The sequence below is a fragment of the Sphingomonas sp. AX6 genome, from assembly GCF_902506605.1.
Classification (GTDB): Bacteria; Pseudomonadota; Alphaproteobacteria; order Sphingomonadales; family Sphingomonadaceae; genus Sphingomonas.
This window is the reverse complement of the sequence record NZ_LR733979.1, coordinates 2065602-2089185: the sequence shown is the minus strand read 5'-3', so window position 1 is coordinate 2089185 and position 23584 is coordinate 2065602. Positions and strand designations below refer to the sequence as shown.

The 23584-nt window shown below is 64.6% G+C and carries 28 protein-coding genes; 13 read left to right on the top strand and 15 right to left on the bottom strand.

Going from position 1 to position 23584, the window contains the following annotated elements:
• Positions 1–3 precede the first annotated feature (3 nt).
• The 6 genes from glmU to ENHY17A_RS10115 all read right to left on the bottom strand — a co-directional run bounded on the left by glmU (position 4) and on the right by ENHY17A_RS10115 (position 4946).
• Positions 4–1362 carry a bifunctional UDP-N-acetylglucosamine diphosphorylase/glucosamine-1-phosphate N-acetyltransferase GlmU gene (gene glmU / locus ENHY17A_RS10140; protein WP_159712407.1) on the bottom strand — a complete coding sequence of 453 codons (1359 nt, stop codon included), beginning with the start codon at positions 1360–1362 and terminating at the stop codon, positions 4–6.
• A gap of 58 nt (positions 1363–1420) precedes the next feature.
• Complete coding sequence (locus tag ENHY17A_RS10135) at positions 1421–2425, bottom strand: nucleotidyltransferase domain-containing protein (protein WP_159712406.1); 1005 nt, start codon at positions 2423–2425, stop codon at positions 1421–1423.
• Positions 2426–2543: 118 nt separating this feature from the next.
• Positions 2544–3407: an HprK-related kinase A gene (locus ENHY17A_RS10130; protein WP_159712405.1), complete on the bottom strand. Its 864-nt coding sequence runs from the start codon at positions 3405–3407 to the stop codon at positions 2544–2546.
• Positions 3404–3655, bottom strand: coding sequence for an HPr-rel-A system PqqD family peptide chaperone (locus ENHY17A_RS10125; RefSeq protein WP_236547861.1), 252 nt, complete (start codon positions 3653–3655; stop codon positions 3404–3406). The genes ENHY17A_RS10130 and ENHY17A_RS10125 overlap by 4 nt, the downstream gene beginning before the upstream one ends.
• A 128-nt stretch (positions 3656–3783) precedes the next feature.
• Positions 3784–4419, bottom strand: coding sequence for an NrsF family protein (locus ENHY17A_RS10120; protein ID WP_159712404.1), 636 nt, complete (start codon positions 4417–4419; stop codon positions 3784–3786).
• 2 nt (positions 4420–4421) lie between these two features.
• Entirely contained in the window at positions 4422–4946 is a 525-nt protein-coding gene (locus tag ENHY17A_RS10115; RefSeq protein ID WP_159712403.1) for a sigma-70 family RNA polymerase sigma factor, read from the bottom strand.
• 156 nt (positions 4947–5102) lie between these two features.
• Here ENHY17A_RS10115 and ENHY17A_RS10110 point away from each other — a divergent pair, with 156 nt between their 5' ends.
• Positions 5103–5489, top strand: coding sequence for a thioredoxin family protein (locus ENHY17A_RS10110; RefSeq protein ID WP_159712402.1), 387 nt, complete (start codon positions 5103–5105; stop codon positions 5487–5489).
• 2 nt (positions 5490–5491) lie between these two features.
• On the top strand, positions 5492–6217 hold the full coding sequence (locus tag ENHY17A_RS10105) for a cytochrome c biogenesis CcdA family protein (protein WP_159712401.1): 726 nt from the start codon (positions 5492–5494) through the stop codon (positions 6215–6217).
• On the opposite strand, the gene ENHY17A_RS10100 is transcribed toward ENHY17A_RS10105, so the two are convergent.
• Both ENHY17A_RS10100 and ENHY17A_RS10095 read right to left on the bottom strand, forming a co-directional pair.
• Positions 6214–6486 carry an antitoxin Xre/MbcA/ParS toxin-binding domain-containing protein gene (locus ENHY17A_RS10100; RefSeq protein WP_236547860.1) on the bottom strand — a complete coding sequence of 91 codons (273 nt, stop codon included), beginning with the start codon at positions 6484–6486 and terminating at the stop codon, positions 6214–6216. The two genes, ENHY17A_RS10105 and ENHY17A_RS10100, sit on opposite strands and share 4 nt — an antisense overlap.
• Positions 6483–6710 (bottom strand): hypothetical protein, encoded by a 228-nt coding sequence (locus ENHY17A_RS10095; RefSeq protein ID WP_159712400.1) that lies wholly within the window; start codon positions 6708–6710, stop codon positions 6483–6485. Before ENHY17A_RS10095 ends, ENHY17A_RS10100 begins: the two co-directional genes overlap by 4 nt.
• A gap of 266 nt (positions 6711–6976) precedes the next feature.
• On the opposite strand from ENHY17A_RS10095, the gene ENHY17A_RS10090 reads away from it, so the two are divergent.
• Entirely contained in the window at positions 6977–7330 is a 354-nt protein-coding gene (locus ENHY17A_RS10090; RefSeq protein WP_159712398.1) for a hypothetical protein, read from the top strand.
• Between the two features lie 26 nt (positions 7331–7356).
• Here ENHY17A_RS10090 and ENHY17A_RS10085 read toward each other — a convergent pair whose 3' ends face one another.
• Positions 7357–7767, bottom strand: a complete 411-nt coding sequence (locus ENHY17A_RS10085) for a hypothetical protein (RefSeq protein ID WP_201296382.1) — start codon at positions 7765–7767, stop codon at positions 7357–7359.
• A gap of 114 nt (positions 7768–7881) precedes the next feature.
• On the opposite strand from ENHY17A_RS10085, the gene ENHY17A_RS10080 reads away from it, so the two are divergent.
• The 10 genes from ENHY17A_RS10080 to ENHY17A_RS10035 all read left to right on the top strand — a co-directional run bounded on the left by ENHY17A_RS10080 (position 7882) and on the right by ENHY17A_RS10035 (position 17971).
• Complete coding sequence (locus tag ENHY17A_RS10080) at positions 7882–9096, top strand: ATP-binding protein (RefSeq protein WP_159712396.1); 1215 nt, start codon at positions 7882–7884, stop codon at positions 9094–9096.
• Between the two features lie 137 nt (positions 9097–9233).
• The gene (locus ENHY17A_RS10075; RefSeq protein WP_159712394.1) at positions 9234–10277 is read left to right on the top strand and encodes a substrate-binding domain-containing protein; all 1044 of its coding nucleotides are present in this window, start codon (positions 9234–9236) and stop codon (positions 10275–10277) included.
• Between the two features lie 79 nt (positions 10278–10356).
• Positions 10357–11712, top strand: coding sequence for a PstC family ABC transporter permease (pstC, locus tag ENHY17A_RS10070; RefSeq protein WP_443018297.1), 1356 nt, complete (start codon positions 10357–10359; stop codon positions 11710–11712).
• Complete coding sequence (pstA, locus tag ENHY17A_RS10065; RefSeq protein WP_159712390.1) at positions 11705–13006, top strand: phosphate ABC transporter permease PstA; 1302 nt, start codon at positions 11705–11707, stop codon at positions 13004–13006. The genes pstC and pstA overlap by 8 nt, the downstream gene beginning before the upstream one ends.
• A complete protein-coding gene (pstB, locus tag ENHY17A_RS10060) occupies positions 13006–13815 on the top strand; it encodes a phosphate ABC transporter ATP-binding protein PstB (RefSeq protein ID WP_201296381.1) in 810 nt (269 codons plus the stop codon). Before pstA ends, pstB begins: the two co-directional genes overlap by 1 nt.
• Positions 13816–13831: 16 nt before the next feature.
• Positions 13832–14527, top strand: coding sequence for a phosphate signaling complex protein PhoU (gene phoU, locus ENHY17A_RS10055; protein WP_159712388.1), 696 nt, complete (start codon positions 13832–13834; stop codon positions 14525–14527).
• Positions 14528–14533: 6 nt separating this feature from the next.
• A complete protein-coding gene (gene phoB / locus ENHY17A_RS10050) occupies positions 14534–15223 on the top strand; it encodes a phosphate regulon transcriptional regulator PhoB (protein ID WP_159712386.1) in 690 nt (229 codons plus the stop codon).
• Between the two features lie 110 nt (positions 15224–15333).
• Positions 15334–15768 (top strand): hypothetical protein, encoded by a 435-nt coding sequence (locus ENHY17A_RS10045; RefSeq protein ID WP_159712384.1) that lies wholly within the window; start codon positions 15334–15336, stop codon positions 15766–15768.
• A 112-nt stretch (positions 15769–15880) separates the two neighbouring features.
• Complete coding sequence (locus tag ENHY17A_RS10040) at positions 15881–16777, top strand: SDR family NAD(P)-dependent oxidoreductase (RefSeq protein ID WP_159712382.1); 897 nt, start codon at positions 15881–15883, stop codon at positions 16775–16777.
• A 168-nt stretch (positions 16778–16945) separates the two neighbouring features.
• Positions 16946–17971: a hypothetical protein gene (locus ENHY17A_RS10035; protein ID WP_159712380.1), complete on the top strand. Its 1026-nt coding sequence runs from the start codon at positions 16946–16948 to the stop codon at positions 17969–17971.
• Between the two features lie 57 nt (positions 17972–18028).
• On the opposite strand, the gene gmk is transcribed toward ENHY17A_RS10035, so the two are convergent.
• From gmk to ENHY17A_RS10005, 6 genes are all read right to left on the bottom strand, one after another.
• Positions 18029–18682 (bottom strand): guanylate kinase, encoded by a 654-nt coding sequence (gmk, locus tag ENHY17A_RS10030; protein ID WP_159712378.1) that lies wholly within the window; start codon positions 18680–18682, stop codon positions 18029–18031.
• Positions 18683–18768: 86 nt separating this feature from the next.
• Positions 18769–18975: a hypothetical protein gene (locus tag ENHY17A_RS10025; protein ID WP_159712376.1), complete on the bottom strand. Its 207-nt coding sequence runs from the start codon at positions 18973–18975 to the stop codon at positions 18769–18771.
• Between the two features lie 278 nt (positions 18976–19253).
• On the bottom strand, positions 19254–21074 hold the full coding sequence (locus ENHY17A_RS10020) for a DUF885 domain-containing protein (RefSeq protein ID WP_159712374.1): 1821 nt from the start codon (positions 21072–21074) through the stop codon (positions 19254–19256).
• Between the two features lie 61 nt (positions 21075–21135).
• Entirely contained in the window at positions 21136–21378 is a 243-nt protein-coding gene (locus ENHY17A_RS10015) for a hypothetical protein (protein WP_159712372.1), read from the bottom strand.
• A gap of 48 nt (positions 21379–21426) precedes the next feature.
• Positions 21427–22827 carry a class II fumarate hydratase gene (gene fumC, locus ENHY17A_RS10010; protein WP_159712370.1) on the bottom strand — a complete coding sequence of 467 codons (1401 nt, stop codon included), beginning with the start codon at positions 22825–22827 and terminating at the stop codon, positions 21427–21429.
• 189 nt (positions 22828–23016) lie between these two features.
• Positions 23017–23493 (bottom strand): SspB family protein, encoded by a 477-nt coding sequence (locus ENHY17A_RS10005; protein ID WP_159712368.1) that lies wholly within the window; start codon positions 23491–23493, stop codon positions 23017–23019.
• Between the last annotated feature and the right edge of the window lie 91 nt (positions 23494–23584).

The window sequence follows — 23584 nt, the reverse complement described above, 5'->3', positions numbered from 1 at the left end:
GGATTAGCTACCCTTTTTCTTCGCGGTCATCGCGTCGCGGAACCGCTTTGCCCAGCCGGGCTTCGATTTCTGTTCGGGGCGGACGAGCGCGAGCGCGTCGGCCTCGACATCCCTGGTCAGCACCGATCCGGCGGCAACGATCGCACCCGCGCCAACGCTGACCGGTGCGACCAATGCCGAGTTCGATCCAATGAACGCGCCCTCGCCGATCACGGTCTGGTATTTGAAGAAGCCGTCATAATTGCAGGTGATCGTCCCCGCTCCGATATTTGCGCCCGCGCCAACCTCGGCATCGCCGATATAGCTCAGGTGATTGGCCTTCGCTCCCTTGCCGAGCGTGGCTTTCTTCACCTCGACGAAATTGCCGACCTTCGCTTGCTCGGCCAGCACCGCGCCGGGGCGCAGGCGCGCATAGGGACCGACTTCGGCATTCGCGCCAACGGTGGCGCCTTCGAGATGTGAGAAGGCGCGGATCGTCGCGCCATCGGCTATCGCCACGCCAGGGCCAAACACGACATTGGGTTCAATCACCACGTCGCGGCCGACGACCGTATCATGCGCGAACCATACGGTATCGTGCGCGACGAGGGTTGCCCCCTCGGCCATCGCCCGCGCGCGGCGAGCGGCCTGCCATTCGCCCTCCAGCGCGGCGAGTTCGCCGCGGCTGTTGACGCCGGTGACTTCGGTGGCCGACGTTTTGATGACGGCGGCATGTCGGCCCGCTTCGACTGCTAGCATGACGATATCGGGCAGATAATATTCGCCCGCCGCATTATCGTTACCGACTTTGTCAAGCAGCGCGAACAAATCGCGCGAAGCGACTGCCATCAAACCGGAATTGCAGAGCGTCTCCGCACGCTCGGCGTCCGATGCGTCCTTGTATTCAACCATGCGCGCGATGCGGTCGGAACCGGGATCGACGATCACCCGGCCATAAGCACCGGGATCGGCTGGCCGGAAGCCCAACACCACCGCGGCGGGCGCATCGCCGTCGTGCAGCCGGTCGAGCATCCGCCGCATCGTGTCCGCCGAAACCAAAGGCACGTCGCCATAGAGGATCAGAACATCGCCGTCGAAGCCTGTCAGCGCCGCCTCTGCCTGCGCGACCGCATGGCCGGTGCCGAGTTGCTCCGCCTGATGCGCGGTCAGCGCGCCGTGCGGGGCAACCGCCGCCTCCACTTGCTCGCGCCGTGCGCCAACCACGACCACCGTACGCTCGGGCGACAGCGACGCCACCGTATCAACCAGGTGCAGCAGCATCGGTCGCCCGGCGATCGGGTGCAGCACCTTGTGCAGATCGGATTTCATCCGCGTGCCCATGCCGGCGGCAAGGATGATGGCGGCGACTGGACGCGTGGACACTTATTCCTCCCGGACGTTCGCAGCGCCCTGCCATGTTTGGCTTGCGATTTCCATAGCTTCAACCGGGCGGACGATAGCCTTTACGCCACTTTGTCCACAGGTGCCGCGCGAGCATCGCCGGCGGCATCCGCAACCAGTGCGAGCGTAGATAAAAGGCCAGTTCGGTCAGCTTGCGCGTCTGCCGCCCCCAGCCGTCGCGAGCGGTGAGGCGGCGCAGGAAGATGCGGTCGAACATCGTCGGGCTTGTGGCATTGCCATACATCATTTCTCGCAATCGAAGCGCGCGGGCGACCTCACGCTCCAGCCCATGCAACCGCGCACGTTCGGCCAGCCGTGCCTCAAACCCCTCAGCCGCAAATTCATCGAGCAGGCAGTGGATATCCCACAAATTCCGTAATCCGCCCGCCAGATCGCCATCGGCGAACAGATGCGCGACCGAATGGCAGATCATGTCCGCCGGGTTCAGCACGCGCAGCCCGTTCTCCAGCGCCACGCTGTCGGCGATCAGCGCGTTTGCATCGGGTGTAATCCGAGCGGTCAGCGGCAATATGGTATGGTGCACGTCGATCATCCGATCCCGCTCGCGGTGGATCAGCGGCGGCAATTCGTGCATCCATTGGCGGTAATAGGCATCGTCATACGGGTCGGGCTTTACCCATTCCCATCCCGCCGCCAGCAGCGCAACCTCGACCGCATCGATCGCCGCGCGCGGGACCAGAATATCGAGGTCGCCAATCGACCGCCCCTGCCCGGCCTTCAATCCCGCGGCAACATAAGCGGTGCCCTTGAGCAGCACGACCGGCACGCCGAGAGGAAGAAGCGCGCGGCGGGCCATCTCCGCCTCCCAAAACGCCGCGGTGCGGCCCTGAGCGGCGGAGGCGCGGTGATCGGCGAGGATGCGTGCGACGCTGTCGGGCTTCGACAGGCCGTCGAGACGATGCGCGAGGGTGCCGACGATCTGCTCGGCACGCGCCGCGGCGATCAGGCCGGACCAATGCTCGGCGTCGAGGGTGGCGGCGATGGACGGGTCGCGCAGGACTTTAGATAGGAGGAGACCGGTCATTCCACCCACCCACCGTCACCCCGGACTTGTTCCAGGGTCCACTCCTCCATTTGAGAAGCCGGTACTTGTTGCACGGTGGACCCCGGAACAAGTCCGGGGTGACGGAGTGGGAAAAGGGTCACGCCAACTCCCTCCACAACCGCTCGACCAGCGCAACCGCCGCATCGGTATCGGGGTAATCGATCGCCCGCGCAGGCACGCGTTGCACCAGCGTCCTCAGCGCATCGAAACCGCGTTCGGCCATCGCAACATAATTGGTCGACGCCTGGGTCAGCCGCACGAAAATCTCGCTCGGCAGCACCGGGCGATCCTCACTCGCAAAGCCGAATCGCGGGAACAGGATCAGCGCGGGCTTTGCCGGCTCATCCATCGCCGCGATCGCCCGGGCGTCGGGGACGACATGACGGATATCCCCTTTTGGTGTCCCCGACAGCAACGGCCCGAACCGCGCGTTGGGCATCAATCGCTCGACCACACCGACGCTTTCGTTCTTCAAACTGACCAGCCGGGGAAAGCCATGGATCAACCCGGTTTCGGGATCGAGAAGCGCGAATTCGTCGCCCATGAAGCGCCAGCCGCGCGCCATCAGCAGCGTCGCCAACGTCGATTTGCCCGCACCCGACACCCCGGTCATCACCAGCGCCTTGCCGTCCTTCTCAACTGCCGATGCGTGGAGCAGCAGATAACGCCGCTGGGCCAGCGCCATCTGCAAATTCATCCCCATTTCCGCCGCCAGCAGGCCGAGGTTGACGGGCAAAGGCAGCGCGTCAGGAATAGTATAATCGCCTCCGATCATCACCGCGGGCCGCACGAACCGCCGCCATGGCCGCGCGGCGAACAGCCGCACGTTGAAATCGGCAATGCCGTCATCGGGCTTGGGGTAATCGCGGTAGAGATCGTCGAGCTGGTCGATCGGCGCGCGCCAATCGGAACCGACGCGAAAGCCAACGGGGCCGATGCGTAGCCGGGTGAAATATCTCATGCGCGGATCACGAGGCCGACATCGGCCAGTTCGTCGAGCCGCGCGGTCAACGCCTCCGGGTCCGGATCGCCCAGATCGAACCGTTCGGCCAACCGCGCAAGCAATGTTGCGACATCGCCCGGAGTCTCATCCAGAATTTCGATCAGTTCGGGTACCGGCGAGGCCACGACATGCGTCTGGCCCGACGCGCGGTGATAGATCAGCGTCATCGCATCGAGCGGAACGATTCGCAGGGTCGATAGGGGCACGCGCGCGTATCGCTTCTGCTTCCCCTCCGCCAATTCACCGTCCCCCTGATCACGCGCCAGCCCCCGATTAGCGGCAATGCGTGTGCAAGTGGTTTAGGGGGAACTGGGTGCCAGGGGAATCCTGTCGCTTACCACCGCAGCAAACGCGGGACGCTCAACCGCCCGATCGCCGCGCACAGGCCCAGCGCCAGCGAATACCACAGCGCGATATAATGTACCGAATCGCTGGGGCAGTGGAGGCTATAGGCAAAGGTCCCGAACGCACCCGCGCCCAGCCCGACTAGCCAGCCTGCACGACGCAGGTCGGTCACCGCGCCCTGCCGCAGCCAGAGGGTCAACGCAGCCCCGATCGCCAGACCGCCACCGACGCTGATGCCGATGCAATAGCGCGCGGTCTCGGCCGTCAGCACCGCTGCTGGGAACGCCTCTCCGCCGATCAGCAAGGCAACGCTGCTCAGCGGAAACAACGCCATAGCCGCCAGTGCCCAGCGCCAGCCGGTACGCTGTGGGCCGATCGCAGGCCGCGCGCTCGCCGCCACCGTCGCGATGGTGGCGATACCGAGCAACAACAGCGCACCGCCGCGCAGCAACACCATTTCGTCCGGTCGCCACCCCGCCACATCGGGGCGCAGGCCGACGCCGGCCGCCACCGCCAGCGTGACCGCCGCCGCCACGCCCAGCGCCATCGCCAGCCCGCGCATCGGCGCGATTCGCCGCACCGGGGTCAGCTCGTCGATCATCGCATCCAGTTGCAAGCCACTCATCCTCATTCGCTCTCGATCATCGCCGCGAGCCGTTTCAGCCCGCGATGCACATTCACTTTCACCAGCGATTCGGACTGGTGACAGCGCATCGACGCCTCGGCGACCGACAGCCCTTCGATCTTCACCAGCCGGATCGCCTCGGCCTGCCCGGAGGGCAGATGCGCGAACAGCCGATCGAGGCTGATCCGCGCGGCAATCGCTTCCTCACCGCTTGCCACCGCGATGTCGTCGGCCAGCATCGTTTCATCGGCACGGTAGGTACGCCGCAACTGATCGACCCAGCGATAGCGCGCGATCGCCGCCAGCCACGGCAAATAGGGTCGCGCGGGGTCATAGGTCGCGCGTTTGCGGTGGACCGACACCAGCGTGTCCTGGACCAGGTCGTCGACCGCCGACGGTGCGATCCGACGCGCGAAATAGCGCGCCAGCCACGTCCCCGACGCTTCCAGCACCGCGCGGTACGCCGCACGGTCGCCGCCCTGCGCCAATGCCATCAACCGGGCCAGATCGGGTTCGGTGGCACGCATGGTCGGCGGGGCAACTCCTGACGTCGGACGGCACGCATTCGGACGAGCGCGGCCCCAGGTTACAGCGCAAAATCATTTCGGTCGCGCTGTAACGCCGGTGCCGCGTTGCGCGAACCGATCGCCGGACAGCAACGTCCGCTTGTCAGGAGAACCCCCATGTCCCCGCTTCGTCTCGCCGCCGCGCTCGCCGCACCCTTCGTGATCGCCGCCCCTGCCGCGGCCGCCGAGTTCCAGAACTATACCCCGCAAGCCTTTGCCAAGGCGCAAGCGCAGGGTCGCCCGATCCTGATCGACGTCGCCGCGAACTGGTGCCCGGTGTGCGCCGCGCAGAAAAAGGCGCTGGAAAAGATCACCGCAGGCGGCGCGATGCCGAACCTGCTGATCCTTCGTGTCGATTTCGACAGCCAGAAGGATGTGTGGAAGAAGTTCGGCGCGCAGAAACAATCGACGCTGATCGCGTATAAGGGCCGCAAGGAGACCGGGCGCATGGCCTATGACGCCAGCGAAGCGAAGATCCGCGCGCTGCTCGCAACCACCGCATAACCGTGTCCGATGCGCTCAATCCGCTGCTGGGTTACGCAGCCGGTGTCCTGACCATCCTGTCGCCCTGCGTCCTTCCGCTCGTCCCTCTGGTGCTGGGGAGCGCGGCGCAGGCCAGTCGCTGGGGGCCGTTCGCGCTGGCGGGCGGGTTGGTCGCATCGTTCACCCTGGTCGGTTTCGCGGTCGCGACCGCCGGGGCATCCGTCGGGCTCGATGCAGAGCTGTTGCGGATGATCGGGGCAGCAGCGCTGGCGCTAGCCGGGCTGGCGCTGCTGCTTCCCCAGGCCCAACACGCCTTCGAGCGCGTCGCCGCCCCCGTCGCGGGCTGGGCGGGTGCGAAACAGCAGGGGCTGGAGCGTCACGGCCTGTGGGGTCACGCAGGCATCGGCGCGCTGCTCGGTCTGGTATGGAGCCCGTGCGTCGGGCCGACTTTGGGCGCCGCCACCATCCTCGCATCGCAAGGCCAGAGCCTGGGCGCGGTGGCCGGCGTGATGCTCGCCTTCGGGCTGGGCATCGCCAGCGTGCTACTGCTGATCGCGCTCGCCGGTCGTCAGGCGCTGATGAAGATGCGCGGGCGATTGATGGCTACGGGCAGCGGCGGACGGCGGGTACTGGGCGCGCTGCTGCTCGGTGTCGCCATCCTGATCGGTACGGGGCTGGACCGAGTCATCGAAAGCTGGGTGCTGGAAAACTCACCCGGCCGGCTGATCGCAGCGTCGGTCGCGCTTTAGACGCGCGCTCCGATCGCCGCTTCGACAGCGGCAAACCCCTCGACGCTCGCAGTGGCCAGATCGATGGGACGCCCACCCAGCGCATCGTCATGCGCGTTAAGCCAGGCGATCGCTTCGCCCGGTTCGCGCATCTTTTCCCAGGCGATCCGGGTGATTTGTCCCTGTCGCGCAACCGCGTCCGCAGGCATCAGGTTCTTCGTATAGGATTTGCGGAACGGGCGCCTGACCGGCTTGGTCAGATCCGTCTCGTCCGCCGCGACTTCGCTCAACGGCCCGACACGCTGCGCGGGCGCAGGCTGGTGCGCACGACTTCGCCGGTCAGGACGCGCTTGCCGAACGCCTTGGTCAGCGTCGCGGCATCGTCTCCGTTCATATAAACGACGCGCGTGCCACTGGGATGCAGCGGTTCGATCGCGCTGATCGCGGCCTTGTGCTTGGCCGACAGGGCCTCGACTTCTTCACGAGTGGCGGTGACGTTGATGGCGCGCGACATGGACGATTTCCTCCTAGCGGGATCGAAGAACGAAAAAACGAACCCATCGAAACAGGTCGGCTTTTGCGAATTTCGGAGCGGGAGCGCGGATCGTCTCTCAGGCGCGCCAGCTCATCGGGGACGGGGCACGATCCGTTCAATGTGGGGCCGACGACATCGTTTCGCAAGCGCTGCGAATTGCCCACCCCTCGTAATGCGCATCGATCCGCGGGCAGAACCAAGCCCGATGTTTGAGATCGCATCCCGCTTGGGCTAGCGCGAGCACGATGCGCGCCACTTATCAGCAATGGAGCCTGTGGATCGGCGACGGCACCGGCCTTCCCGACACGATCCTGCACCTTCACGCCGGAATGGCGATCTTCCTGATCGCGCGCGTGCTCAGCGGGCGGTCGCTGGGGAGTTGGCTGCCGATCACGATCGTGTTGATCGCCGCGTTGGGCAAGGAAGTGGCCGACCGTTTCGTCTATGGATCATGGCGATGGTACGACACGCCTTACGATGTGCTGGCGACGATGTTCTGGCCGACCATGCTATGGCTGGGCATCCGCATCCGCCCGCTGATCGAGCGTGCACAGGAACGGTTTCATCCCCATCATCCGGCGGAACCAGACGGGCCGTAACGGTAGCGAAAAGTCAGTATCGATCGCTATCCGCGCGGCATTTGCAGCGATGCGTAGCAGGTGAACCCGCTGGTCCCCGACTGGAGCCGCCGAATGTAATTGGTGTACGCTCGGCTGCGTTCGTAATCGGTGCCGGGCAACGTGCCGCCATTGAGCGCGACGCGCACTTCCTCGCCCTTGAACGCGCGGCCTGCGGGCGGCACCGCGCCTGCGGTGCCCGGCGGAACCAACGTGCCGTCCGCGGCAATGTAATTGCCCGCGCGGCCCGGATCGGGAACCGGAATCTCGCACGTCGAAACCGATGCCGCAGTCTGTGCCAGTGCCGGGCGGATCGATACCACCGCCGATGCGCTGACCGCACCCAGCATCAATGCGCGGCGCCCCATCTGGGGGGCTTCGCCTGATCGATCGACGGCATCGGGCTGGATTTCGGTCATGTTCGCCTTCTTTCATGGTCGCAAAGCCTTTCGCAACCGTGAATCATGGTTAGCGCCGCCGTCACGCGCGCACCCCCTACCCCCGCCCCGCGCTTCGCGATAACAGATGCGGCCATGAAGCAATTGTTCGGCCTGCGCGCGATGATCGCGCTGCTGCTCGTGGGGGTCAGTTCGGCGGCGGGGCTGTTGCTCGGCGCGCATGTCGATTCGGTGCTGATCGCACTGGTCGGCGGCGCGGCGGCGGTGCTGCTCGCCGCCGGCACCCGCGGCGACGAAGAGGAAGCCGCCCCGCCCCCGGTGCCTGCGCCGACCCCGCCCGGCAACGAACCGCGCATTGCGGATGCGATCGAGGCGATCGGAGAGCCCGTGCTGATCGTCGGCGACAACCGGGTATTGGCTGCAAATATGCCCGCACGCGCACTGCTGGGCGGGCACGTCATCGGAGAGGATGTACGCCTGGCGATCCGTCACCCCGCGGCAGCCGAGCGGCTGGTCACCGCACTCGACGGCGACGGCGATGCGTCAGTCCACCTGGTCGGGCTGGGCACCCGCGACCAGCGTTGGGAAATGCGGATGCGTGCGCTGCCGGGCGGGCGGCGGATCGTCCATCTGTCGGACAAGACCGGCGCCCATGCCACCGACAAGATCCGCATCGATTTCGTCGCCAATGCCAGCCACGAACTGCGCACGCCGCTCGCCTCGTTGCTCGGCTTTATCGAGACGCTGGGTGACGAGGCGGGTGACGATCCCGAGACGCGCACCCGGTTCCTGAAAGTCATGCACGACGAAGCGGTCCGGATGCAGCGACTGGTCGATGATTTGATGAGCCTGTCGCGAATCGAGGCGGAGAAATATCGCGAACCCGACCAGGCGGTCGATCTGGGAGCAATGATTGCGGCGCTCGCCTCCGAATTCGTCTCGACCCAGGGTGCGCGCGGTAGCGAAGTCGTCACCCGGCTTGATCCGGTGCCTGCGGTGAAGGGCGATTATCCCCGGCTGTCGCAATTGCTCCACAACATCGTCGGCAATGCGCTGAAATATGGCCGTGCGGGGACGCCAGTCACGATCCGGCTCACCCGCGACGGCCAGATGGCGCGGCTGGCGGTCACCGACGAGGGCGAGGGCATCCCGCCCGAACACCTGCCCCGGCTGACCGAACGCTTCTACCGCGTCGATTCGGGGCGTAGCCGCGCGCTGGGCGGGACCGGGCTCGGCCTGTCGATCGTCAAGCATATCGTCGAGCGCCATCGCGGGCGGATGGATATCCATTCGATCCCCGGAACCGGCACGACGGTGACGATCCTGTTGCCGCTCGATTCCGCCGCCTGATCGCGCCGCGGGAAGCGTCCACCGGAGCCACTGTCATCAAGACGTAACCTGATTGCAACAGAGGGGCGCCGGATCGGGTGCCACAGCGTGCCCCGACGGTTTCGAGTCTCACACGCCTTTTTCAGGGGATCGCTTCGATGTTCCGACCGCTGGCATTTGCCGCTCTCGCCACGCTCACCCTCACCGCTTGCGGCGGAGGCGGCGGCAGCCAGGCATCGCGCGATCAGTTGAAGGTCGTCGGCTCGTCGACCGTCTATCCCTTCACCACCGCAGTCGCCGAACAATTCGTCAATTCGCGCGGGTTGAAGGCGCCGGTGATCGAATCGACCGGCACCGGCGGCGGTATCCGCTTCTTTTGCGCAGGCGTCGGCCCGCAGCATCCCGATATGGCCAACGCATCGCGCCGCATGACGCCGAGCGAATTCGATCTGTGCGCGCAGAATGGCGTGACCGAGATCATGGAGGTCCAGGTCGGCCTCGACGGCATCGCGTTGGCCAACGCCACCGGCGGCCCGACCTTCAGCCTGACTCGCGCCGAGGTTTACCGCGCGCTTGCCGCCGAACCGATGGGCCAGCCCAATACCAGCAAAATGTGGTCGGACATCAACCCGTCGCTGCCCGCTATCCCGATCTCGGTGATGGGGCCGCCCTCGACCAGCGGCACGCGCGATTCGCTCGCCGAACTGATCATGCACCCGGGTTGCGAAGAGGCGTATCCGGAAGTGCTCGAAATCGAAAAGACCAACGAAGACCGTGCCGAGGAACTCTGCACCCGCGTCCGCGACGATGGCGTCTATATCGACTCGGGCGAGAACGATAACCTGATCGTGCAGAAACTCGTCGCCAACCCGAACGCGGTCGGCGTCTTCGGCTTTTCCTATCTTGAGGAAAATGCCAGCCGCCTGAAGGGCGTGACCGTCGATGGCGTCCAGCCAACCTATGAGACGATTTCGGGCGGTCAATATCCCGGCGCACGTCCGATGTTCATCTATGTCAAGAAACAGCATATGAAGGCCGTGCCCGGCATCCCTGAATTCCTGGCCGATTATGCCAGTGCATGGGGTGATGATGGGCTGCTGACGCGGCGCGGGATGATCGCCAGCGGTGCGGAGGCGCGCCAGCGTTCGCAGGGCATTATAGATGCGCAGACCGTGATCACGAAGGCCGATCTGGAGCAGTAAGGGGCGCTTTGTCCCTTCGCCCGTCCCCTTCGATTAAAGGCATCGAACCGAAGCCGTGAACATCTTCGCCCTTCTTTTTATGATCCTGGGCCTGGGCCTGATCGCGTGGCTGACGGCGCGGGCGCGCGCCGCCCGCTTCGCGCGCGTCGGCAATGCCAAGCGTCTGCATTCGCTGCCGGGCCAGCACGGCTGGTACGTCGCAACCTGGGCAGTCGTGCCCGCGCTGATCTTTCTGGTCGTCTGGGGATCGCTCAGCCCGTCGCTGGTCACCGAACAGGTGCTCCAGAGCCCGGCTGCGGCCCAGCTTCCCGCCTTCGGCTTCGAGCGCGACACCATCCTGGCCGAGGCACGCAGCATTGCCGAGGGTAGCAGCTACGGCGCCTTTTATCCCGAATCCGAAGCGCTTGCGCCCGCCTATGAATCGGCGATCGGCCGCTACAACTGGATGGGAACCGGGATCGCGCTGATCCTGGCCTTCGCATTCGGCCTGTTCGCCTATACCCGCGTCAAACCCGATTTCCGTGCGCGCACCCGCTTCGAACGCGCGGTGATGATTCTGTTGCTGGTCGCATCGCTGATCGCGATCCTGACGACGCTCGGCATCTTCCTGAGCCTGGTGTTCGAAAGCTTCCGCTTCTTCCAGATGGTGCCGATCACCGATTTCCTGTTCGGGACCAACTGGTCCCCTCAGGTCATCCGTGCCGACGATCCGGGCGAGACACTGGGCGCGGTGCCCTTGTTCTGGGGCACCTTCTTCATCGGCGCGGTGATCGCGATGCTGGTCGCGATCCCGTTCGGGTTGATGAGCGCGATCTATCTGACGCAATATGCGCCACCGCGCGTCCGCACCTGGATGAAGCCGATCCTGGAGATTCTGGCGGGCGTGCCGACGGTGGTTTACGGTTATTTCGCCGCGCTGACCGTGGCGCCCTTCATCCGCGATATCGCGGTGTCGTTCGGCTATACCTATGCATCAAGCGAAAGCGCGCTGGCGGCAGGGGTCGTGATGGGGATCATGATCATCCCGTTCGTGTCGTCGATGGCCGATGATTCGATCGCCGCAGTGCCGACCGCAATGCGCGACGGGAGCCTGGCGATGGGTGCCACCACGTCGGAGACGATCAAGAAAGTGCTGCTGCCCGCGGCACTTCCCGGCGTGGTCGCAGGCATTCTGCTCGCGGTCAGCCGGGCGATCGGCGAGACGATGATCGTCGTCATGGCCGCGAGCGGCGCGGCGACGATTTCGCTCAATCCGTTCGAAAGCGCGACCACCGTCACCAAACAGATCGTCGATCTGCTGACCGGGGAAACCGCGTTCGACAGCCCGAAGACGCTGGCGGCGTTCGCGCTGGGCCTGACCCTGTTCATGATCACCTTCGTCCTCAACATCGTCGCGCTGCGCGTCGTCAAGAAGTACCGCGAAGCTTATGAGTGAGAGCATCGTCCCGCAGCTGCCGACCGGCCCGCAAGAGCCGACGGCACGCGCACCGACCGACTGGAAGACCGGCGTTATGCAGAAGCGCATTCGTGCGCGCTATGCCAAGGAACGCCGCTTCCGTTTCTGGGGGCTGGCCGCGGTCGTCGGGTCGGCGGGGTTCCTGGCATTCCTGCTCGTCACCATGTTGTGGCAGGGCATTGGCGGGTTCCAGCGCACCGAAATCGCGCTGCCGATCGACTTCCCGGCGCTGGCGCTGGAAGTGTCGCCGGACCAGCTTGACGATGCCGGCGCCGATCTGGCGCTGGCGAGCGCGGGTTTGCAGGAACAGGTCAGCGTCGCCGCCGTCGCCGCGTTCGGGCCGGAGGGTGCCAGCTATATCTCCGAAAGCGCCTGGATTGCCGTGCGCTCGGCGATCAAATCCGATCCCTCGATCCTGACGAAGCGGGTGTCGATCGACGTGCCCGCATCGTCGGCGATCGCGTTGGCCGCCGATGGTGACGGCAACGATCCGCAAGCGACGCAGGACGCCGCACGACTGAATGCCGCAGGGGTGCTGAGCAACGGGTTCAACGTGGATTTCCTGACCGGTTCCGACGCCACCGATCCGACCGGGGTTGGCATCTGGGGTGCGCTCAAAGGATCGCTGCTGACGATGCTGATCACGCTGCTGATCGCGTTCCCGATCGGCGTGTTCTCCGCCATCTATCTCGAGGAATATGCCCCCAAGAACCGCTGGACCGACTTGATCGAGGTGTCGATCAACAACCTGGCGGCCGTGCCTTCGATCATCTTCGGCCTGCTCGGGCTTGCGGTATTTCTGTCCTTTATGGGGCTACCGCGTTCGGCCCCTCTGGTTGGCGGCATGACGCTGGCGCTGATGATCATGCCCGTCATCGTCATCGCCGGGCGCAACGCGATCAAATCGGTGCCGCCGTCGATCCGCGACGCCGCACTCGGTATCGGTGCCAGCCGTATCCAGGTGGTATTCCATCACGTCCTGCCGCTGGCGCTACCGGGCATCCTGACCGGCACGATCATCGGCATGGCGCGCGCACTGGGTGAGACCGCACCGCTGCTGATGATCGGGATGCGCGCTTTCATCGCGACGCCGCCGGGCGGGGTGTTCGATCCTGCGACCGTGCTGCCGGTCCAGATTTTCCTTTGGTCCGATCAGGTCAGCCGCGGATTCGTCGAGAAGACCTCTGCCGCGATCATCGTGCTATTGGTGTTCCTGCTCGCGATGAATGCCGTCGCCATCTATCTTCGCAACCGCTTCGAGACTCGCTGGTAATGAATGAAATGATCCACAACCCGCCGGCCGCGGAAGCGCCCCAGCCGGTGACGCATCCCAAGATGCAGGCGCGCGGCGTCAATGTGTTCTATGGCGACAAGCGCGCGATCAAGGACGTGTCGATCGACGTCGACATGGACAATGTCGTCGCCTTCATCGGACCCAGCGGCTGCGGAAAATCGACCTTCCTACGCACGCTCAACCGCATGAACGACACCATCCCGATCGCGCGTGTCGAAGGCGATATCAGCCTGGACGGAGAGGACATCTATTCGTCCGACATGGACGTGGTCCAGTTGCGCGCGCGTGTCGGCATGGTGTTCCAGAAACCCAATCCGTTTCCCAAGTCGATCTTCGAAAACGTCGCCTACGGCCCACGCATCCACGGGCTGGCGGGATCGAAAGGCGATCTCGACCGCATCGTCGAACAGTCGCTGCGCCGCGCCGGACTGTGGGAAGAAGTGAAGGATCGGCTGGAGGATTCGGGCACCGCCTTGTCGGGCGGGCAACAGCAGCGGCTGTGCATCGCGCGTGCCATCGCGGTCGATCCCGAAGTCATCCTAATGGACGAACCCTGCTCGGCGCTCGATCCGATCGCGACCGCAAAGATCGAGGAACTGATCCACGAACTGCGCGGCAAATATGCGATCGTAATCGTGACCCACAATATGCAGCAGGCGGCGCGCGTCAGCCAGAAGACCGCGTTCTTCCACCTCGGCCATCTGGTCGAATATGGCGACACGTCTGAGATTTTCACCAATCCGCGCCAGGAGCGGACCAAGGATTACATCACCGGCCGTTACGGCTGAGGATCGGGACAAGATAATGAACGAGCATACGGTAAAGGCGTTCGACGAGGATATCGGCCATCTGCGTGGCCTGCTCGCGCAAATGGGCGGACTCGCGGAACAAGCGATCGACAATGCGATGGACGCGTTGAAGCGCCACGATCTCGACGCGGCAGCCGCAGTCGTCGCGGGCGACAAGCGGATCGACGTGCTGGAGGCCGAAGTCGAACGACTTGCGGTCCGCCTGATCGCACTGCGCGCCCCGATGGCCGACGATCTGCGCGAAGTGGTCGCCGCACTCAAGATCGCCAGCGTGCTCGAACGTATCGGCGATTATGCCAAGAACATCGCCAAGCGAGTCAAGGCGATCGACGGCCGGAACGTGATCGAGCCGCTGTCGCTGCTTCCCGCAATGGCGACGATGGCCAACGATATGGTCCGCGACGTGCTGAACGCCTTCGCCGCGCGCGATGCCGATGCGGCGCGCCGGGTGTGCGAACAGGACCGCGCGGTCGACGATTTCTACAATTCGATCTTTCGCACGCTCGTCACCTTCATGATGGAAAACCCGGCCTCGATCAGCCAGGCGGCGCACATGCTGTTCATCGCCAAGAATCTGGAACGCGTCGGCGATCACGCCACCAACGTCGCCGAGATGGTCTATTACACCGCGACCGGCGAGCATCTGGGCGACCGCGACCAGGGCGATGTCATCGATCCCTTAAAAAGGTAAGTGAAGATGCAGGCGAGAATGTTGCTGGTCGAGGATGACGCGGCGCTCGCCGAACTCCTCACCTATCATTTCAAGCGCGAGGAATTCGCGGTCACCCACACCTCCGACGGCGAGGAAGCGTTGTTGCTTGCCAAGGAAGCGACCCCCGACATCGTCCTGCTCGACTGGATGGTGGAAGGGCTGTCGGGCCTCGAAGTCTGTCGTCGCCTGCGCCGGATGCCCGAGACCGCCAACATCCCGATCATCATGCTGACCGCGCGCGGCGAGGAAGAGGATCGGGTGCGCGGGCTGGAGACGGGTGCCGACGATTACGTCACCAAACCCTTTTCGCCACGCGAGCTGGTCGCCCGCGTCCAAGCGGTGCTGCGGCGTGTGCGCCCGGCGCTGGCGGGCGAGCAGCTAAGCTATGCCGACATCGAAATGGACACGGTCGGGCATAAGGTGAAGCGCGGCGGCAAGACGCTGCAACTCGGCCCCACCGAGTTTCGGCTGCTGAAGCATTTCCTCGAGCATCCCGGCTGGGTCTTTTCGCGCGAACGGCTGCTCGACGCGGTCTGGGGGCATGGTTCGGACATCGAGCTTCGCACCGTCGACGTCCATATCCGGCGGCTTCGAAAGGGCATCAACATCGACGGCACGCGCGATATTATCCGCACCGTGCGATCGGCTGGATACGCCCTGGATTCGGGGGACTGAGGCCTGGCGGCGACCAGTCGTTACGCATCCGAGGGAAAGATTCGTCGCTCCGCTCGTTGAGGGGGCCAGCGCAACTGCGTTGTCCCCGTAACGAATTCAGGAGTTACGCCATGAAATTGCTCGCTTTAGCCGCCGTTCTCGCGATGGGCGCCCCCGCACTCGCCCAGGATATGCCCGAACAGGACACGATGACCGAACAGGACGGGACGATGAATCCGGCCCCCGGCACGACGGCGCCTCCACCGCCTGCAGCACCGGGCGCTCCGATGGATGCGCCGACCGCGTCTCCCGCCGATGCGGCGATGCCCGCACCCGCCGCTCCGCCCGCTTCCGCGCCGATGGCCGCGGCCCCGGCAGGCGACCCGGTCGGGGGGTATCAACCCGCCACCCCGCCGCTGTCGGGTACGCCGATGGCAGGTCAGCAGGTTATCTTTCAGCCCGGCCCCTCGCCGGACCAGGCCTATCCGGCCCCCGCGCCTCTCGCCGAATATCCGGTGTGCAAGCCGGGTCAGACCGACAAGTGTCGCAATCGCGGCGGTCAGTAACGCACGACCGGCGCGCCGATAGATCAGCGGGGTGCCCGGAGAGGTGCCCCGCTTTTTTTGTGCGCGAAACTCGCTTAGGAAGCCCCCAAACATCTTTGGGAGCGCCAGCATTATGTCCATCCGTTTCGACAACCGCGTCGCGATCATCACTGGCGCAGGCGGCGGACTGGGCCGTGGCTATGCACTCGAACTGGCACGGCGCGGCGCGAAGGTCGTGGTCAACGATCTGGGCGGATCGCGCGACGGCACCGGCCATTCGGATGCCGCACTGAAAGTCGTCGAGGAGATCGAAACGCTGGGCGGCGAAGCAATGGCGAACGGCGGCAACGTCACCGATTACGGCCAGATGGTCGAGATGGTGGCCAAAGCCAAGGAGCGCTTCGGCACCGTCCATGTCCTGATCAACAATGCCGGCGTGCTGCGCGACAAGAGCTTCGCCAAGATGGAGCCCGAGGATTTCAAATTCGTCGTCGACGTTCATCTGAACGGATCGGCGAACTGCACCAAGGCGGTGTGGGACACGATGCGCGACCAGAATTACGGTCGCATCCTGATGACCGCATCCTCGACCGGCCTGTTCGGCAATTTCGGCCAGGCGAATTACGGCGCAGCCAAGCTCGGCCTCGCCGGGCTGACCAAGACGCTGTACCTTGAGGGCGCGAAATATAATGTCCGCGTCAACACGATCGCGCCGGTCGCGGGCACGCGCATGACCGAGGACATTTTCCCCGAAGCCGCTTTCGCGCTGTTCAACCCCGAATCGGTCGCCCCCGCCGCACTGTATCTGGTGTCTGAGGACTCCCCCACCAACGCCATCGTCGGCGCGGGCGCAGGCGTGTTCCACGCAACCTATGTGACGATGACCAAGGGCGTGCGGCTCACGGGCGACGACCTGACACCCGAAGGAATCGCCGCGCATTGGGAACAGATCACCGACCGTTCGGGAGAGATCGTGCCTCAATCGGGCGGCGAACAGGCCCAAGTGATCTTCGGGCATTTGCAGGGCTGATTCTCCGTCTTCCCCTCCCGTTCGTTTCGAGCAAAGTCGAGAAACGTGATTTTAGAGCCTGCCCAGCGTTTCTTGACGTCGCTCGAAACGAACGGGAATAGGGCTACGCCGGGTGTATTGCCTGAATAAACCACCCCTGCTATACCGGCCCTCCACAGGGAGGACATCATGTATAGCGAAAGCGATCTGAATGCGGCGGTGGAGGCGGGGGTCATCCCCGCCGCGACCGCCGATGCATTCCGAAACCACATCGCCGCGTCGCGCAGCACGCCTGCGGTCGACGAAGAACATTTCAAACTGCTGACCGGTTTCAACGACATCTTCGTCGCGGTTGCGCTGGCACTGGTGTTGTTCGCGATCGCGCAGGTCGGCGGCTCGATCACCGAAGCGCTGGCGGGGGCAGGCGTTGCGGGGGCAAGCTGGTTCCTGGCGGAATATTTCACGCGCAAACGCCGCATGGCGCTGCCTTCCATCCTGTTGCTGCTCGGCTTCGTCGGTGGCGTGGCGGGCACGCTGGTCGGGGCGATCGTCGCGATCAATCCAGACCTACCCGAGCGTGTCGATGCCATCATCGTGGCGGGGATCGCACTCGTCACTGCGGGCGCGGCCTGGCTGCACTGGAAGCGGTTCATGGTGCCGATTACCGTCGCCGCAGGCGCAGCCGCACTGGTCGGCGTCCTGATCGGCCTGGTCAATTTCGCGGTGCCGGGGCTGGAGTCGGGCAATTGGCCGATCGTCCTGCTCGGCGGGCTCGGCGTGTTCGCACTCGCGATGCGCTGGGACTTGTCGGACCGGGAGCGGCGCACGCGGCGCTCGGACGTCGCCTTCTGGCTGCATCTGGCAGCTGCCCCGCTGATCGCGCATCCGATCTTTCAGATGCTGGGCGTATTCGACGCGCAGATCGGCGGCGGAGTCGCGGTGCTGGTGCTTGCGCTCTACATATTCTTCGCGTTAGTCGCGTTGGCGATCGACCGGCGCGCGTTGCTCGTCTCGAGCCTCGCTTACGTGCTCTACGCGCTCTACGCGCTGTTTCAGCAGGCAGGCGCGCTGGAGTTGGGCGCGGCGTTTACCGGCCTCGTGATCGGATCGGCACTGCTGATGCTGTCGGCGCTGTGGCAGACGATCCGGCGTGCGGTCGTCGGGATGCTGGGGGATATGGGCAATCGCCTGCCCCCGGTTGCGCAAGCGGTTTAACGACACCCTCCCCCGTTCGCGCTTTTCGAAACGCGAACGGGGTTTGGGGTAAAGCGCTCAGCTCTTGAGCATGCCTCTAATGAAGCCGATCAGCCCGGTCTGGCGCGATCGCTTCAACCGTTCCGACGATAAAATGGTCTTCACCTTCTGGAAGCATTCTTCGACATCGTCGTTGACCAGCACATAGTCGTACCCGTCCCAGTGGCTGACCTCGTTCGCAGCGCGCGCCATCCGCGCTTCGATCACGGCCTGCGAATCGGTCGCGCGCTTTTCCAGCCGCTCACGCAGGATCGGCATCGACGGCGGCAGGATGAACACCCGGACCACGTCGCCACCCTTTAGCTGGAATAATTGCTGAGCGCCCTGCCAGTCGATATCGAACAACACGTCCTGCCCCGCCGACAGCATCTCCTCTACCTGCGCGCGCGGCGTGCCGTAGCGGTGGTCGAAGACATGCGCCCATTCGAGGAATTCGTGATTGGCGACCGATTCGCGGAAGGTTTCCAGATCGACGAACTGGTAATCCTTGCCATCGACTTCGCCGGGCCGGATCGGCCGTGTCGTCGCCGAAACCGACATGCCCAGCGTCGGATCGGACGCCAGCAGCTTTCGCGCGATGGTCGATTTTCCCGCGCCCGACGGCGAGGAAAGGATGAACAACACCCCACGGCGTTTGAATCCGTGCGGGTCGGTTTCGGGGATGGCGGCCATGCCGCGCTAGTGGCGCGACCAAGCCCCCCGCGTCAAGCGCGAGGGGCGGTGTCCGGAATTATTGAAGCCGAAACGTGGTCGGCAGATCAGACCCGCGGCGTGCGGCCCTTGCCCTTGCGACGGTCATAGGCCTTTTTGGCCAAATAGCCGCCGCCCAGGATCAGACCGAGCGGCCCCATACGGCGCATCGCGCTCCCGGCGAGCCAGCCCAGTGCGGCACCCTTGGTCCCACCCGATCCGTCACGGCGATCCATTTCGCGTCCGACCAATGCGCCGATGATCCGTCCGAACATGCTCGTTTCCCTTTCAGAATGACTTGGGCTCGATAGCGCGCGGATCGGGGGAAAGTTCCCGCAAGCGCCCCCCCGCGCACAAGGAGAAGTCGCCGCGATCACACTCTACCGTTTGTCCTGAGTAGCCATCGAGTAGCGGCGTTAGCCGCGTATCGAGAGGGCGTATCGAAGGAGGCCAAGCACAGCGCCAAACCCGTACTTCACACGAGCCCTCGATACGTCCCTTATGGGGCTACTCGATCTCTACTCAGCACGAACGCAATGTTTGAAGTGGCGACCTACGCCCCCGTCGCCCAGCCCTTCACCCGGCTTTCCACCACCGCAAGCGGCGCAGAGCCCCCCAGCAAAACCGCGTCATGGAAATCCTTGAGCACGAAGCGCGGCCCCATCGCCGCCTTCGCTTGCTCGCGCATCCGGGCAATCTCGGTATGGCCCAATTTGTAACTGGTCGCCTGGCCTGGCCAGACGATGTAGCGGTCGATTTCTCGTTCGGTCTCGCCCGGCGCCTGGCCGGTGACGTCGATCATGTAATCGATCGCCTGTTGCCGTCCCCAGCCCTTTGCATGGAGCCCGGTATCGACGACGATCCGCGCGGCGCGCCACAGGAACGCCTGAAGGTAACCGATCTTGCCCAGCGGATCGTCGGCATATTCGCCGATCTCGTCGCCCAGTTGCTCGGCATAGAGTGCCCAGCCCTCATTATAGGCGGAGAAGCCCATCAGCGTGAATAGCAGCGGCGATGTGCCCGCCGACTGTTCCTGAACGGTCGCCCCGGCAAGCAGATGCCCCGGCACGCCTTCGTGATGGGTCAGCGTCGCCAGGCTCCATTTGGGCCAGTTGTTCATGTCCGACAGGTTGATGAAATAGGTGCCGGGCGTGGAGCCATCGATCCGCCCGCTGCGCGCATAGGCGCCCGGTGCGCCGAGTTGGGTCTCGACCGGCACGCGTTCGACCGTCATCGCGCTCTTGGGCGGGCGGTTGAACACTTCCCCCATGCGACCGCGCAGATGCGTCATGCGCGCGCGGATATCGGTGAGACACTGCTGCCGCCCGGCATCGGTGTTGGGATAGAGGTGCTGCGGGTCTTTCCCCAGCACCATCAGCCGCGCCCCGACGCTGCCCTTGGTCAGTCCCTGCGCCTTGAGCAGCGCGTCGGCCTGCGCACTGAGTTCGGCGACCTGTTCCAGGCCGACCGCGTGCGCGGCCTCTGCATTGAGCGAAGTCGTCGTGTGCCACGCCAGGCAATCGTCATAGAAGCGCGCGCCATCGGGTAGCGTGGAGACGCCGGTCCCGCCCGGCTTGGCTTTGAGCGCCACCAGCAACTCGCTTTGCCGGGCCAGCGCCCGCATCAGCCGACCATCGACGATCGCAGAAGCGCGGGTGCCCCAGTCGCCTGCCACCCCGGCCTTGGCGGTCTTTTCGACCAGCGCCTGCACGAGCCGCGACTGATCGCCGCGTTGCTCGGCCAAACTACTGGTCTGCTGAATCGTCTTGTCGAGGATGAAATCGGGCGGTGCCACGCCCGTTCCGGCATCGCCCGCGATCCGGTCGCATTCCTGCTCGACCAGCCGCGCAAACCCATCGAGCCGCGCCACATAGGCCTCGGCATCCTTCGCGTTAGCGATGGTGTGCGAATCGATCAGCGTGTTGGGCACCGACTGATAGGCACCGGTAAGCTGGCTGACGACATAGGGCACCGGATAGCCAAACCCGCCATAGCCGCCGTATCGGTTGCGAACGAGCCGCGACGCGACGTCGGTGGTCCACTGAATGGTCTGGAGTTGCTCGCGCGACGAAGGATCGAGCCCGTCGGCATCGAACCCGGCAAAGGTCGGCTGAGCCTTGGCGAATACGCTCAGCACGTTGAACCGCCCGGCAGGCGACCCGTCCGCAATCTGTGATTTGAGCGCCGCGCGCGCGCCAGTATCGAGCCCGCGTCCGGTCGCGCCCGTCGGATTCACTTGCAGAACCTGTTCGGCCAGTACCGCGAATTGCGCTTCCAACGATCCTTGCGCGCCGTAGGCAAATGCACGCGAAGGAAGCGCGGCCAGTGCGGTTGCGCCTAGCGAGGATGCGATGAACTGCCTGCGGTCGAACAAGAAAAAACCTCCCGAAATGCGTTGATTTGGGAAGGGTAGAGGTCATGGCGTCAGCGCGCAATCATTCGTCGCGCGCAGGTCTCGGCTCATCGCCGCCGGTCACCGCATCGCCCAGCCGGTCGGCACCTTCGCTGATCCCTTTTAGCACCAGCCAGCCGACCGCATAGGTAAACGCGATGGGGGCCACGACCTTGATCAACCCGCCGACGATCGCGCCCTTGATCGCGCCATCCGCAGCTGAATCGTCGCCGCTCGATGCATCCAGCGCGCCGCCCAGCAGCGCGCCCCATTTGATTCCGACCATGATTAAAACTCCCCGATTGGTTTGACCGAGAAGCGAAGCGCGCGCCGCTTAGTTCCCGGCCGCCTCTTTCCCGACCATCGCTTCCGGGCGCACCAACCGGTCGAACGTCGCCTCATCGACCAGCCCCAGCGCAATCCCCGCCTGTTTGAGCGTCAGCCCTTTTTCATGCGCATGTTTCGCGATCTTCGCTGCGTTATCGTACCCTATTTCGGGTGCAAGCGCCGTAACCAGCATCAGCGAGCGATCGACCAACTCGGCGATACGCGCGCGGTTGGGTTCGATCCCCTCGACACAGCGCTCGGCAAAACTGTCGATGCCGATGCTCAGCAATTCGATCGAACGCAGCACATTCGCGCCGATCAGCGGCTTGAAGACATTGAGCTGCAAATGGCCCTGCAAGCCGGCGATCGTCACGGCGACATGGTTGCCCATCACTTGCGCTGCGACCATCGTCAGCATCTCGCACTGGGTCGGGTTGACCTTACCCGGCATGATCGAGCTGCCGGGTTCGTTGGCAGGCAAGTCGATCTCGCCCAGTCCCGACCGCGGGCCGGAGGCGAGCAGGCGAATATCGTTAGCGGTCTTGGTCAGCGCGACCGCCAGCGTGTTGAGCGATCCCGACAATTCGACCAGCGCCTCATGCCCGGCAAGCGCCGCGAATTTATTCTGCGCAGGCACGAACGCGATGCCGGCCAGCGCCGCCAGCTCGGCCGCGACATCGACGTCGAACCCGTCCGGCGCGTTCAGCCCAGTGCCGACCGCGGTGCCGCCCTGCGCCAATTCCAGCACATCGTCCTCAATCACTTCCAGCCGCACCAGGCAATCGGACAATTGCCGCTCGAATGCGGAAAATTCCTGCCCCAGCGTCAGCGGCGTGGCGTCCTGCAAATGGGTGCGCCCGATCTTGACGATGTGCTCCCATGCAATGCTCTTGTCGAGCAAAGCGCCCGCCAGCCGCTCGATCGCCGGGAACAGCGTGCGTTCCAGCGCGATGGCGGTGGCGACGTGGATCGCGGTCGGGAAACTGTCGTTCGACGATTGCGCGCGGTTGACATCGTCATTGGGGTGGACCGGCGACTTGCCGCCGCGGGTGCCGGTCAGGATTTCATTGGCGCGCCCCGCGATCACCTCGTTCACATTCATGTTGGTCTGGGTGCCGCTGCCCGTTTGCCAGATGACGAGCGGGAACTGGTCGTCGAGCTTACCCGCCACGATCTCTGCCGCCGCCGCCTCGATCGCGTCGGCCTTTCCCGCATCCAGCCCGTGCCGACGGTTCACGCGCGCCGCCGCCTGTTTCACCAGCGCCAGGCCGTGGACGATGCCGATCGGCATGCGTTCGTGCGGGGGAAAGGGGAAGTTGGCGATCGAGCGCTGGGTCTGAGCGCCCCAATAGGCGTCGGACGGGACGTCGATCGGGCCGATCGAGTCGGTTTCGGTGCGGGTGGTCATTTTGCGGCTCCTCGTCATCCCGGCGCAAGCTGGGCGGCGAAACCAAAGCTGGGATATTCTTCCGACAACGCAAGCCCCAAGCGTCATTCCCGCGCAGGCGGGAATCCATAGACGCAACGTGGCGACACTATATTCGATGGTCCGGACAATATGGATTCCCGCCTACGCGGGAATGACAGAAAGAAGCGTCTATTTCTTCCGCTTAAAATCGACAGCCACCACGTTGGAGCCATCCTCACTTTTGGCAATCGGCTCGTCATTTTCGGCCGCATCGTGATGGGGTTCTTCCTCGGCGTCGTTCGCCTGAAAACGCAGCTCGAAGTTCACCGCCGGATCGTGGAAACCGGTAATCGCGGAAAACGGGATGTTCAACATCGACGGCACTTGGTTGAAGCTCAATCCCACCGAGAATTTGGCTTCTTCGACCTTCAAATCCCAATAGCGGTGCTGGATGACGATCGTCATTTCGTCGGGAAACCGTTCGATCAGGCGCTCGGGGATATCGACCCCGACTGCCTGCGTCTTGAACGTGATGTAGAAATGATGCGTGCCGGGCAGCGCGCCTGCGGATTCGATCTGTCGCAGCACGCGGCCGACGACGGCGCGCAATGCCTCCTGCACGATCTCGTCATAGGGAATCAGGCTGTCGGGCAGGTTTTCGCTCATGCCCCCGTAGCTAAAGACTGCACGCCGCGCGTCAAGCTGTGCAGATGCCGTAATGCTTGGCAGCAAGCGGCACCGGCCCGCTCCCCCACCC